We start from the raw sequence: 12928 nt of genomic DNA on the forward strand, positions 1-12928 counted from the left end.
CGGAGACCTGTTCACGCGCGATGTCGACAGACAGACAGACAGGCAGTGCAGTCGGTGAGACCTGTTGATGTCGACGGCCCGGCATGGGGTGCGTACGTCGGGGACCGGTTTCTTGGCATGGTCTACGCGGGGTGCGGCTGAGCTACAGATCAAAGGGGCAATGAGTTCTTCACCAGGACGTTGATCCCCGACGGCGATGCCCGACGCGGCCGTCCGCCCCGGCTCGCCTTCCCCGAACAGATCCTGGCCACCGTGCTCCATCTCCGGGTCGCCCTGGCCGCCGGACCTCTCGCCGTACTGTTCGGCAGCAGCCGGACCGCGATGCACCGCTGAAAAACAGAAGACTCCTTGAGGCGCACGGCATCGTCATCCCGCCGGCGACTACGCCACCCGTCGTCCTCGCGGCCCTCCACGCTCGGGTCCTCGCTCAAACCGGCGAGCCCCAAAACAAGATCAAGGCGACGTGTCAATGATCTGCAAGCCCTAAAGCCGTGGTGGAGTGTGCCCGTTGGCCAGATGCGGGCGGCATCGAGCAGACCATCGAATCGGCCACACGCCGCATGCGAAGATGTCGAGTGCGTCGGGATCGGCGGCTGCGCCTGCCGCCTGCTCGTCGGACCAGGACGCAGGTTCTCCGGACCGGACACTCTCGACGGACTCCACGGTTTCCAACTTCACGGCGGTTTCCGTCACTTGACATCTCTCCCATGATCGGCGGATCCGCCGCCATGTTTATGCTCGCCCTCGGAATCAAGCCGGTGGATCCGGCTCAGGAGTCGTCCCGGTGTGCGGCTTCCCCGGGAGCGGGGACGGGTGGATTCCTGGATCCGTTCTCAGACGACGAAACGGCACCAGAACTGGAATCCGGCCCGGTGCCGGCGTCGGGTGTGGCGTGCGGCAACAGCAGAGTGAGCAGCGGGCCGGTCATGAACGTGGTCACCAGAGCCATGACGACCATCAGGGAGAACAACGCGCCGTTGAGTACACCGACTTCCAATCCCACGGTCAGTACGACCAGTTCGGTCAGACCTCGCGTGTTCATGAGGGCAGCCAGAACCCAGGGGTCGCGCCCGCGCATCCCCTGCAGCCGCGCCCCGCTCCACGCGCCGAGCATCTTGCCGACCACCGCCACGAGCAGGATCAGCGCGAGGTCGGTGAGCGCGCCTCCGGACAGCCCTGACAGATTGACGTTCATGCCCGCGAGGACGAAGTACAGCGGCAGCAGGAAGGGCGTGCCGAACGCTTGCAGTCGGCGCGTGAACAGAGCCACCTCAACGGTGGGATCGCGCGGCATGACCGCGCCGAAGACGAACGCCCCGAAGATGTAGTGCAGCCCGATCCACTGGGAAGCGCAGCACGAGAGGAACATCCCGCACACCACCACAACCTGCGCGTTGGTCCCAGAGACGATGAGCAGCCGGTGCAGCGCAGGCCGTGCGCCCCACCACATCAGCGCCAGGTAGGCGGGGATCAGCAGCGCGTGCCACTGGCCCGCCCCGATCACCGTGAGGACGACGGCGAGTACCGACCAGGCGATCAGATCGGCCAGCATCGCGCCGCCCAGCGCGATGCCACCGATGTGAGTCTGCAGAAGCCCGCGGTCGGCAAGGATCCGCGCAAGCACGGGGAAAGCGGTGACGGCGACGGCCGAGCCGATGAAGAGCACGAATCCGGCCGAGTTGCCGCGTGCGTATTGCCCGGCGAGATACAGACCGAGCCCGGAGCCGAGTGCGAACGGCAGCAGGAAGGAGGCGACTGCGACGCTAGCCGCCACTCGGCCCTGTGAACGCAGCAGCGTGCGCTCAAGTTCCGCTCCGGTGGCGAACATGAAGACGGCGAGTCCGACGGTACCGAGTGAACTCAGGTACGGCCGGACGTCGGTGGGCAGCAGGTGGTCGGCGATCGTGCCGTGGAAGAAGGTCGGGCCGATCAGGATGCCGGCGAGGATCTCACCGAGCACGGACGGCTGGCCGAACCGCTGCGCCACGGCGCCGAGAACCTTCGCCAGGACCAGGGCCGTGAACAGAGCCAGAAAGAAGGAGGCTGCCAGGGTGTCGGGCACAGGAGGCCTTCCTGTCGTCGGTGGCGGTAAAGTCCCGAGGCGCGCCGCTGATGGTGGCAGGCCGGGGCCGAATGGCACGGTTGGGCGGCTACCCGGATGCTCCGGACGACAACTGGCGGGTATCGGCGGTCTGTTGGAGCTGCCGTACCAACTCTTCGGGTGCCGGACCGGGCGGCCTCACAGGTGCTTCGGGAGCCTCGTGGGAGTTTGGGCGGTCGGGCCGTACGCCACAGGGCAGCTAGGCCTCGCCCGGCAGGAAGCCGTCGATGACGATGCCCTGGGAGGCCGCCTGCGCGATGCGGCGGACGCGGTCGGCGAGCGCGATGTCGAGGCTCCCGAGACCGAAGGGTGAGTAGATCGCCCGGCGGGCCGGGTCGCGGCGGAACGAGGCCGGGTCGCACAGGATCGCGCCGATCTCGGCGTCGATGAAGTCACGGGAGCCGCTCGCCTGTTCGGCCAGGTGCACCGAGGTCTGCTCGCGGGAGACATGGTCGGCATCGTCCACGACGTTCTGCGCCGCGAGGATCTCCGGCACCTGCACGTCGCGCAGGGAGACGTGCAGAACGGTCGCGTTCCCGGCCGCGGGCCCGAGATCGAGATGGGGCGTGGTTGCGGTGGTGGCGAGGGCGATCAGACGCTGCCCGGCGATCGTCTCGGCCACGGACCCGCCGACCATCACGTTCAGGCCGTGCCGCTTCGCGGCCTCCTCGCCGAAGCGTCGTGCCCGCTCCGCGTCCAGGTCGAAAAGCCGCAGCCGGTCCAGGGTCGGCCAGGTGTCGCAGAGATAGTGGAGCACCTGGCGGTTGATCGGGCCGCAGCCGACGAGGGCGACCTCCTCCGGCGCCGTCTCCAGGGAGAGCGCCCGCGCCCCGATCGCCGCACTCGCCGCGGTGCGGTGCGCGGATATCTCGGAGCCCTCGACCAGTGCCGCCGGCCGTCCGGTCTCCGGATCGTTGAGCACGATGACAGCACTGGCGCGCTCGATTCCGCGCGCGACGTTGCCCGGGAAAGAAGCGATCCATTTCATCCCGATCGCTGCGGACTTCTCGCCGTCACGCACGTAGGCCGGCAGGCCGATGATGCGGTCCTTGGGCATGTCCGGGAAGCGCAGGAAGATGGAGTGCGGCACCGTGGTCAGGCCCTCGGCGTGCCTGCGGTAGGTGTCGCCGACCTCCTCCACGACCAGGTCGCGCCGGGAGGCGAGAATGTCACGCACTTCGCGGTGGCGCAGGATCAGCATGGCGTGCCTTTCGTCGGGGAGTCTGGGCTTCGGGGCGCGAAGGTCGCCGGACATGCGCGCGTCAGCCGCGGATGAGCGGTGCGAGCAACGCGCAGCCATTCGTCCGGCCGCGGACAAGCCGCGCGGCGTAACGGTGTCCCTCGTCTGGAAAGAGCAAGACGGCATTCGCGTCAGGCGTCAGGCGCCATCCCGGCCCGCGAGTTGTTCTGACGCGGCCAGAGCTGTCCCGGACCCCCTCGACGCTCGGCTCCGGCGCCGCGGTGCACGGCACTGCCTCACACCTCCTGACCCGCGGCGGACACGGAGGATGCCCTGCAGCGGAAGTCGCGGCTGCAGGGCATCCCACCCTGCCGCGTCAGGGAGAGATGCCGGCCGCCTGGGCGGCACCGTCTGCACTCTCTTGATCGGTGAGGGCGGTGAGGAGGGTGTTGAGCCGCTGGACGAATGTGGTGGGGTCCGCGATCCGGGCGCCGAGGGTGAGTACCGCCTGATTGAAGAGGACCAGTGCCCACTCCCGGAGCTGTGTGCGGTCCTGTGTGCCGTTGAGGCGCTGGATGAGGGGGTGCTTCGGGTTGAGTTCGAGAACCGCCTGGCGTGGGAGCCCGGTTCCGCGCAGCCGCTCCATGAGATTGACGTCGGTCTCGGGTTCGTTGCTGACGATGCAGGCGGGCGAGGCGGTGAGACGGGTGGACAGGCGCACATCCCAGGCCTGTCCGGCCAGGTGGGCCTTGAGACTGGCGAGCAGGTCGGCGTACTCGGTGTCGGCCTGCTCCTTGGCCTTCCTTTCCTCGTCGTCCGCCATGGCGCCCAGGTCTCCGGTCCCCTGGGCGACCGACTGCAGCTTCTTGCCGTCGTACTCGCGAAGGCTGGACACGACCCAGTTGTCGACACCCTCGTCGAGCAGGAGCACCTCCACGCCCTTTGTGCGGAACGCCTCCAGGTGGGGGCTCGACTTGGCGGTGCCCAGGGAGGGGGAGAGTAGGTAGTAGATGTGCTCCTGGCCCTCCCTCATCCGTGCGACGTACGCATCCAGCGAGGTGTCCGGGGCATCGGTGGGGGACTTGGTGGAGGTGAACCGCAGAAGCTTGGCGATCTCGTTCCGGTTGGAGTAGTCGTCGGCGACTCCCTCCTTCAGGACGGCGCCGAACTCCCTCCAGAACACCGCGTACTTCTCCGGTTCGGACTCGGCGAGTCGGGCGAGCTGCCGCAGCACCCTTTTCGTCGCGTTGGCGCGGATGTTGTCCACCGCGCGGCTGCCCTGCAGAGTCTCCCGGGAGACATTCAGCGGAAGGTCGGCGGAGTCGATGACGCCGCGGATGAACCGCAGGTACTTCGGCAGGATCTGCCCCGTGTCCTCCATGATGAAGACCCGCTGCACATGGAGCCGAACACCGCGGCGTGCCTGGGGCACCCACAGGTCGTACGGCGCGCGGGAGGGGACGAACAGCAGCAGCGTGTACTCGTAGGTGCCTTCGATCCTGGCGTGCACCCAGGTCAGCGGGTTGCTGACTTCGCCGGCGACGTGCTGGTAGAAGTCGTTGTAGTCCTTCTCGGTGAGCTCGCCCTTTGGGCGGGTCCACAGCGCGGAGGTCCGATTGAGGGTGATGTCCGGCCTCGGGGCGTCCGCCTCCTCCCCGGACCGGTCTTCGGGTTCGCCGGGCATCACGATCGGCACGCTGATGTGATCGGAGTACTTCTCGACGACGGACCGCAGCCGCCAGCCGTTCGTCAGATCGTCCTCACCCTCCCGCAGGTGCAGGACGATCGTGGTGCCGCGCTCGGGCCGCTCGATCGTCTCCAGCGTGTACTCGCCCTGCCCGTCCGATTCCCAGCGCACCGCCTCGCCCGGTTCGAGACCTGCCCGTCGGGTGGTCAGCAGCACCCGGTCGGCGACGATGAACGCGGAGTAGAAGCCCACCCCGAACTGGCCGATCATGGTGGAGTCCTTGCGCTGGTCACCGGAGAGTGACCGCAGGAACTCCCGGGTGCCGGACTTGGCGATCGTGCCGATGTTCTGGATGACCTCGTCCCGGCTCATACCGATGCCGTTGTCGGCCACGGTGACTGTGCCGGCCTCCCTGTCGTATCCGATGCGGATCCGCAATTGCCCCTCCGCCTCGGGCAGCTCCGAGTGTGAGAGCAGTTCCAGTCGCAATCTGTCGATCGCGTCCGAGGCATTTGACACCAGCTCGCGCAGAAAGATTTCCTTATTGCTGTACAGAGAATGGATCATAAGGTCCAGGATCTGTGCCGCCTCCGCTTGGAAACTGTGGACTTCCTGCTTCACCTGCTCTACCTGAACCGACATCCGAAGCCTCCATGATCCCCATTGAGCGGTCTGGCACGAGTGCCGAATCGGCGAAATCCGCTGGCGCGTCGGTTTGGGGCGTGCGGGATGCACGACGCCGCGCGCGACTCACCGTGCAACGCCAAGCGGTGCGTTGCCGAAGGCGAGAGTACAGCGGCCCTTCAGCTGGCGTGCAGTCGTACGTGAACAAGGCTGATGTCGACATGCTATTGCTGGGAACGTGTAGTGAGTCCAGCGTGCCCGGTCGATCGGCACGGCCTCGCCGACCGGCTGTTCAACTGGTACCCGACCGCAGTTGAACGGCCGGCGTTGAATAAACGTGTCGTGGATTGCGATAGTGGATGCCCTGACCGGGGAAATGGAGGCCGCCATGAGAACCATAGGGTTCCACTTCGATTCATCGGAAGTGCTCATGGCCGCCGATGCCGTATCAGCCCAGACCTTCGCAGAGTTTCTCGACAGGAACTGACAGTGACCACTCGCTATGCTTTACGGCGGAAGCACTCCGGGTCTCGGGAATTGGTCACCGGCGCCGGACCGGGGTGCGTCTGACAATGTCGAGCGCAACCGGTAATTCCTCCAGCCCGTTCATGAGTCCGGTGAGGCGTGCCGACCGCCCGGTCCCTCGGGGGTACACCGCGCCGGTGCGGACCCGCCGGGTGATCGCGGCCGCCCACTCCACCAAGCTGTGGCTGTCCACCGCGCAGGCGGTGGCGGACCAGACCGTCATCGTCACGATCCTCATCCTCGGGGCCTGGCCTGCCCTCTGGACCGGATGGCATGTCGTGGCCGGGCTGGCCGCGGCCGGAATCGGCGCGGTGCTGCTCGGCCGGCAGTACCGGGCCCTCGAATGCATGGCCCACGAGGCATCCCACTACAACTGGACTCGGGCCAACCGCCGTCTCAACGATCTGCTGGCCGCCGCACTGGCCGGTGTCCCGACCGGGGCCCGACTCGACGTCTATCGCGCGTCGCACTATCGACACCACAGGCGCTTCGGCACCCGGGACGACCCCGACCTCGCCAACTACTGGCAGTTCGGGCTGGAGGAACTGGACCGGGGGAACATCCTGTCGTTCGCACGGGATTCGTTCAGCCGGATGCCGGCCTATCGCCGACGGTGGAAGGTGACCTCGACGGGGACGGGAAATCTTCCCTTCCGGCCGCTCGTCTGGGCTCTCGTGCTGGCGGTCGTCCCGGCGGGGCTGGTCTGGGGGAGCTGGTGGTCCGCGCTGGCCGCGGCCGGCCTGTGGCTCATCGGCTACGGCGTGGCGCTGCCCGTGGTGCGCTTTCTCGGTGAGAGCAGCGAGCACGTCTACACCGGCTCCAAGACCGTGTTCGAGTCGACCGTGTCCAACCTCGGGCTGTTGCAGCGATTCCTCATCCACCCGCACGGCGACGGCTACCACACCGCGCACCACCTCTGGCCGGGCGTTCCGCATCACCGGATCCGGAAACTGCACCGGAGTCTGGTGGCGAGCGATCCGGAGGGGTACGCGGCGCAGCTTCGTCACCGGACTCGTTTTCTTTCTCAGCCCGTCCGGGGGCTCCGGCAAGCGGGTCGCGCAGGACCGCAGGACTGAGCCGGTCCGATCTGCGTGAGTCCGTGCGAGCGGGCGGAACGCCGGCGCCGGTGGCGCGACGGCTCTTCGACCGGCACGTCCCGGGGTGCTTCGCGAGAACAGGCTCGCGTCGAAGCGAATATTCGTCAGTTCTGCTGGAGGTTAGACAATGGGCCGGACTCCGGCGCGCAGTACGGCCTCGATTCTGCAGAACAGCCTCAGGCCCACACCCACGGTGATCGCCACCTTCGAGTACCTCGGCAGACGGCGCAGGTTTCTGCTCAAGCTCGAAGCCGAGAACATCACCGGATCGATCAAGGATCGAACGGCGATCGGCCTGATCCTCATGCTCGAACGCGAAAGACCGCTCACTCCGGGCACTGTCGTCGTCGAGTCGACGTCGGGCAACCTCGGCATAGCGATGGCGTCACTGCTGCGGCAGATCGACTGCCGTTTCATCGCGGTCATCGATCCGCGGACACCAGGCGCGACACGCGAGCGGCTGACGCGCCTTGGCGCGGAGACGGTACTCGTGGACACGCCGGATCAGTACGGCGGGTATCTGATCAGCCGCCTCAACGAAGTAGCGCGCCTGCTCGAACTCCATCCCGGCTACCGGTGGCCCGACCAGTATCGCAACAGCGCCAATCCCCGGATTCACGAGCGCACGACCGGCCGGGAGATCGCCGAGCAGGGCGGTTCCGCCTGCGACGGTGTCTACGTCGCCGTTTCGACCGGCGGCACGCTCGCCGGTGTTTCGTCGTACCTTCGCCGCCACCGTCCTGACATGCACATCGTGGCGGTCGACGCGGCGGGGTCGCAGGCGATCACCGAGAGCGCGGGCCGGCGGGTGGTGCCCGGCATCGGGTCCAGCCTGCGATCGAGCTTTCTCGACGCGAGCTGCTACGACGATTTCGCGGCGGTCGGCGCGGCCGAGTCCTTCGCGATGTGCCGGGTACTGAGAGAGGACCTTGAGCTCGCCGTGGGCGGTTCGAGCGGCTGTGTGATCAGCGCGATGGTGGCGGCGGCGGAGCGGCGGAAAACACTGTTCCCGTTGTGCCTCTGCCCCGATGAGGGCACCAAGTACCTGGATACCTTCTACTCGGATCGCTGGCTGGCGGATATCGGACTGTTCGGCGAAACGGTCGCGGCGATTGACCGGCTTCGCGCCGACGGGTTGCGGTTCAGGTGGGAGCGGCCGGATGCCGATCCACTGCCGGAACCGGTCCTCCACTTCGAAAGCTGAGAGTGTTTAGAATGTGCGCTGTTGCCAGCGATAAGGCAATCGGGCATTATGAAATCGAATTCCGGTTTTGGCCAAAAGGTCGGCGTAGGCAAAAGGAGCGGACAGTGGCGACGAACCCTTTTGAAGACGAGGACGCCCAGTACTTTGTTCTGATAAATGACGAGGGCCAGCATTCTCTTTGGCCCGCCTTCGCCGACGTTCCCGAGGGCTGGAACGCGATCTTCGGCGAGGACAGCCGGAAGGAGTGTCTCGACTTCGTCGAGAAGAACTGGACCGACCTACGGCCCAACAGCCTGATCCGGCAGATGGAAGAAGATGCCGCGGCGCGGCGGAACGGGTCGGCGACGAACGGGATGCCGGCCGGACCGCGGGCGGCCACGGAAGAGGTCGCAGACAGGAAGTGACCGCCCGCGGCGGATTCACGGCCGCGCCATCGCTGCCTGCGTGCAGAGAGAGTTCAACTGATTCGCCGCCGCAGTTGAACGAATATGCGACCGATGGCCGCGCGGAGGTCGTCGCGGTACGTCGAGCGGAGCGAGTGAATGGTGGTCTATCAATGCCGTATGCGTCTGTCAACGGTATCCGGCTGGCATACGAGCGAACCGGCCAGGGGGAACATGTTCTCTTGATCATGGGCCAGGCGGCCGGCGGGAACGTGTGGACGATGCATCAGGTGCCCGCGCTGAACCAGGCAGGGTACGAGACCGTCACGTTCGAGAACAGGGGAGTGCCCCCGTCGGACGTTCCACCGGGCAGGTACTTCCTCGACGATCTGGTGACCGACACCGCCGAGCTGATCGAGGCACTGGACTTCGGCCCGTGCCGGCTGGTCGGGACCTCGATGGGGGCGCTCATTGCCGCCGAACTCGCCGTCGCCCGGCCGGACCTCGTCACGTGCTGCGTGCTGATGGCCATGCGCTCCCGGGCGGACGTCCTGCGGCGTGCGCTGTACTCCGGGGAGCGGATGCTGGCGGAGAACGGTGTCCGACTGCCGCCTGCCTACGACGCGCCGAACTCGGTGCTGCAGATGTTCTCGCCGGCGACCTTGAACAGCGACACCGCCGTCGCGACGTGGCTGGACATCTATGAGATGTCGGCTTCCCGGAGAGGGGCGGCCGGCGGCCAGAGCTCCATCGACCTGACCTCCGACAAGCGCGATCTCCTCCGCCGGATCGGTGTGCCGTGCCGGGCGATCGCCTTCTCCGACGACCTGATGTGCCCGCCGTACCTGGTCGCCGAGGTCGCCGAGGCGATTCCGGACTGCGACTACGTCGAGATCGCGTCGTGCGGTCATGTCGGTTACCTCGAACGCCCGCACGAGGTGAATGCGGCGATCGTCGAATTCCTCGACAAGAACCGGTCGTGCTGACGTGTGGAAGCCGGTCCGCCGCGGCGGACCGGCCGACGTGGAGGCGACCCGATGGGATGGAAGTGACCGTATGGCTCCGCTGAGTACCGAGCAATCGAGAGTCGAGCTTTTCCACGAAGCGCTCAGGTGCGACGGGCCGGTCATGGAGGCGCAGCTGGCCGCTGCGGGATTCGGCGACATCACCTGGCCCGAGAACCTCGTCCTGCTCGGGTCGTACCTGCGCCGTCACGCCGTGCTGGACCTGCCCCAAGAGCTGGGGCTCGGCCCGGAGACGACGGATGAGCTGGCCGGCAAGCTGATCCAGCGCGGCTACCTCGGACCGGACGGCGCCACCGACCGCGGCCGCAGGGCGCTGTTGAGCACCATGGTCATCGTCCGCGCCGACCGGTGGAAGGCTCTACGGTTCCGGCCGGACGACATCGTCGTCTCCGCCCAGGTCAAGAGTGGAACGACCTGGCTGCAGATGATCTGCGCGCTGCTGGTCTTCCAGCAGCCGGACCTTGCCGCCCCACTGTCGGTGCTGTCGCCCTGGCTGGACGGGCCCGACGATCGCCGGGATGACGTGCTGGCCCTGCTGGAGGGCCAGCAGCACCGGCGGTTCATCAAGACACACAGCCCGCTGAGCGACATCACCCGCAGCCCGCAGGCGACGTACATCGCTGTCGGGAGGCACCCCCTGGACGCCGCCATTTCGCTGTACCACCAGCGGGCGAACATGCTGGATCGCGAGACCGGCGAGGCGCGGTCGTCCGAACACCGCGATCCGCCGCGCGAGTGGCTGCTGAAGTGGCTTCAGAAGGAGACCCGCCCACCGGTGCCGCCTGATTCGCTCGCCGGAATGCTCCGCCACATGTCGAGCGCCTGGGCCCTGCGGCACGAGCGCAACGTGGTGCTGCTGCACTACGACGAGCTCGCCGCGGACCTGACCGGCCAGATGCGCTACCTCGCGCAGCGCCTGGACATCACCGTCCCGGAGACCGCGCTGCCGGAGCTGGTGAAGGCCGCGACGTTCGACCAGATGCGTGATGCGGCCGGCCGCATCAAGCCGCTCGGCGGCGTGCTAGCCGACGACTCCGCGTTCTTCCGGTCCGGCCGGTCGGGCTCCGGAACCGAACTGCTCACCGACGACGAGCTCGCCGGATACTACGAGCGCGCGGCGCAGGAACTCCCACCCGACCTGCTGGTGTGGCTGCACGGGCGGTGTTCACGTTGTACGTAGCGGGCGGCATCGGCACGCGCAACCTGCGGCCGCGGATCGACGATTCGGTCACCCGGCAGAAGATCAAGCCGGGCACGGTCCGGCGCGTCATCCCTTACCTGTTGCGGCACCGCTGGTGGTTGGTGCTGCTGGCCTCGATGGCAGTTCTCGATTCCCTGGTGACCGTGGCGACGCCACTGCTGCTGAAGATGATCATCGATGACGGGATCATGGATCGGCGGCTGGCGGTCGTCGTCACCCTTTCGCTGGTCGCCGCGGGCCTCGCGCTGGTGGACGCGCTGGTCGTCTACGTCCAGGCGTGGTTGTCGGGGCAGATCGGTCAGGGGCTGGTGTGCGACCTGCGCATCGCGGTGTTCGACCACGTCCAACGCCAGCCGATCGCGTTCTTCACCCGGGCCCAGACCGGCTCGCTGGTGAGCAGGCTGAACACCGACGTCGTCTGGGCGCAGCAAGCGGTCAGTGTCCTGGTGGCCCAGGCGCTGTCGACCGTGCTGACGCTCGGCCTGGTTCTCGCGGCGATGTTCTACCTGTCCTGGCAGATCACCCTTGCCGCCGCGGTGCTGGTGCCGACGTTCCTTCTCCCCGGCAGGTTGATAGGGCGCAGGCTGCAGCGGCTGACCCGGGAGAACATGCAGCTCGACGCGGAGATGGGCTCGATGATGAACGAGCGCTTCAACGTGGCGGGCGCCATGCTGGCGAAGCTTTACGGCAGGCCGGAAGAGGATGCGAAGGCGTTCGCCGACCGGGCGGGCAGGGTCCGTGACATCGGGGTCTGGATCGCGGTGTACGGGCGGATATTCATGATCATCACCATGCTGCTCGCATCGCTGACCACCGCGCTGGTGTACGGACTGGGCGGCGGCCTGGTCCTGGCCGGCGCCTTCAAGATCGGCACGCTGGTGGCGATGGTCACCCTGCTGCTGCGGGCCTACGGTCCGGTCAACCAGTTGTCCAGCATGCAGGTGAGTGTCATGACCGCGCTGGTGGGTTTCGACCGGGTCTTCGAGGTGCTGGACCTGAAGCCGCTGATCACCGAGCGGCCCGGGGCGCTGGAGCTGTCGCTGGCGTCGGGCGAGAGCGCGCCGGAAATCGAGTTCGACCAGGTCTGCTTCAGATACCCGTCCGCTGCCGAGGTGTCACTGGCCTCGCTGGAGTCGGTGGCCCTGCCGGCACCCGAGATGTCCAGTGATACGCCCGTTCTGCAGGACATCAGTTTTCACGTTCCGGCCGGAAAGCTGACGGCGCTGGTTGGGCCGTCGGGCGCCGGGAAGACCACGATTTCTCATCTGGTCTCCCGTCTCTACGACCCCACTTCCGGGGCGGTTCGCATCGGCGGCCACGACATCCGCGATCTGACCCTCAATTCGTTGCGGCAAGCAGTCGGCGTGGTGTCGCAGGAGGCGTACCTGTTTCACGACACGATTCGTGCGAACCTGTCCTATGCCCGGCCCGAGGCCTCGGAGCGTGAGCTGATCGAGGCGTGCGAGGCGGCCCGGATCTGGGACACCATCTCGGCGCTGCCCGACGGTCTCGACACGATCGTCGGTGACCGCGGCTACCGCCTTTCCGGCGGCGAGAAGCAACGTGTCGCCCTGGCCAGGCTGCTTCTGAAGTCACCGCCGATCGTGGTGCTCGACGAGGCGACCGCGCACCTCGACTCGGAGTCGGAGGCTGCCATCCAGCGGGCGCTGAACACCGCCCTGCTGAGCCGGACCTCACTGGTGATCGCGCACCGTCTGTCCACTGTTCGCGAGGCCGACCAGATTCTGGTGATAAACGGCGGGCGGGTGCAGGAGCAGGGTACGCATGAAGAGCTGCTTGCCAGCCGTGGGCTTTATTCGGAACTGTATCTGACGCAGTTTTCCAGGCAGCCGGCGGACAGTCGATCGACTGCGTGAAATGCCGTTTCGATTCCGAATCGG

At 67.0% G+C, this 12928-nt stretch carries 8 protein-coding genes and 2 pseudogenes; 7 read left to right on the forward strand and 3 right to left on the reverse strand.

What is annotated here, in order from left to right; all coding sequences use genetic code 11:
* Positions 1–171: 171 nt before the first annotated feature.
* Positions 172–473, forward strand: a pseudogene (locus ACIQBL_RS45355) (ISAzo13 family transposase); the annotation flags it as partial.
* Between the two features lie 296 nt (positions 474–769).
* On the opposite strand, the gene ACIQBL_RS45360 reads toward ACIQBL_RS45355, so the two are convergent.
* The 3 genes from ACIQBL_RS45360 to htpG form a co-directional block, all read right to left on the reverse strand.
* Complete coding sequence (locus ACIQBL_RS45360; RefSeq protein WP_401954167.1) at positions 770–2140, reverse strand: cation:proton antiporter; 1371 nt, start codon at positions 2138–2140, stop codon at positions 770–772.
* Between the two features lie 160 nt (positions 2141–2300).
* Positions 2301–3356, reverse strand: a complete 1056-nt coding sequence (gene sbnB / locus ACIQBL_RS45365; RefSeq protein WP_401954169.1) for a 2,3-diaminopropionate biosynthesis protein SbnB — start codon at positions 3354–3356, stop codon at positions 2301–2303.
* A 301-nt stretch (positions 3357–3657) separates the two neighbouring features.
* The gene (gene htpG, locus ACIQBL_RS45370) at positions 3658–5610 is read right to left on the reverse strand and encodes a molecular chaperone HtpG (protein WP_401954172.1); all 1953 of its coding nucleotides are present in this window, start codon (positions 5608–5610) and stop codon (positions 3658–3660) included.
* A 644-nt stretch (positions 5611–6254) separates the two neighbouring features.
* On the opposite strand from htpG, the gene ACIQBL_RS45375 reads away from it, so the two are divergent.
* The 6 genes and pseudogenes from ACIQBL_RS45375 (at position 6255) to ACIQBL_RS45400 (ending at position 12904) form a co-directional block, all read left to right on the forward strand.
* Positions 6255–7193 (forward strand): fatty acid desaturase, encoded by a 939-nt coding sequence (locus ACIQBL_RS45375; RefSeq protein ID WP_401954174.1) that lies wholly within the window; start codon positions 6255–6257, stop codon positions 7191–7193.
* A 148-nt stretch (positions 7194–7341) separates the two neighbouring features.
* Positions 7342–8418 carry a pyridoxal-phosphate dependent enzyme gene (locus ACIQBL_RS45380; RefSeq protein ID WP_401954177.1) on the forward strand — a complete coding sequence of 359 codons (1077 nt, stop codon included), beginning with the start codon at positions 7342–7344 and terminating at the stop codon, positions 8416–8418.
* A gap of 104 nt (positions 8419–8522) precedes the next feature.
* Positions 8523–8735, forward strand: a pseudogene (locus ACIQBL_RS45385) (MbtH family protein); the annotation flags it as partial.
* Between the two features lie 83 nt (positions 8736–8818).
* Positions 8819–9787 carry an alpha/beta fold hydrolase gene (locus ACIQBL_RS45390; protein WP_401954179.1) on the forward strand — a complete coding sequence of 323 codons (969 nt, stop codon included), beginning with the start codon at positions 8819–8821 and terminating at the stop codon, positions 9785–9787.
* A gap of 142 nt (positions 9788–9929) precedes the next feature.
* Positions 9930–11006 carry a sulfotransferase domain-containing protein gene (locus tag ACIQBL_RS45395; RefSeq protein WP_401954182.1) on the forward strand — a complete coding sequence of 359 codons (1077 nt, stop codon included), beginning with the start codon at positions 9930–9932 and terminating at the stop codon, positions 11004–11006.
* Entirely contained in the window at positions 10973–12904 is a 1932-nt protein-coding gene (locus ACIQBL_RS45400) for an ABC transporter ATP-binding protein (RefSeq protein WP_401954184.1), read from the forward strand. Before ACIQBL_RS45395 ends, ACIQBL_RS45400 begins: the two co-directional genes overlap by 34 nt.
* The last annotated feature ends 24 nt before the right edge of the window (positions 12905–12928 follow it).

The organism is Streptomyces sp. NPDC088350 (assembly GCF_044753545.1).
In the GTDB taxonomy this organism is placed as follows: Bacteria; Actinomycetota; Actinomycetes; order Streptomycetales; family Streptomycetaceae; genus Streptomyces.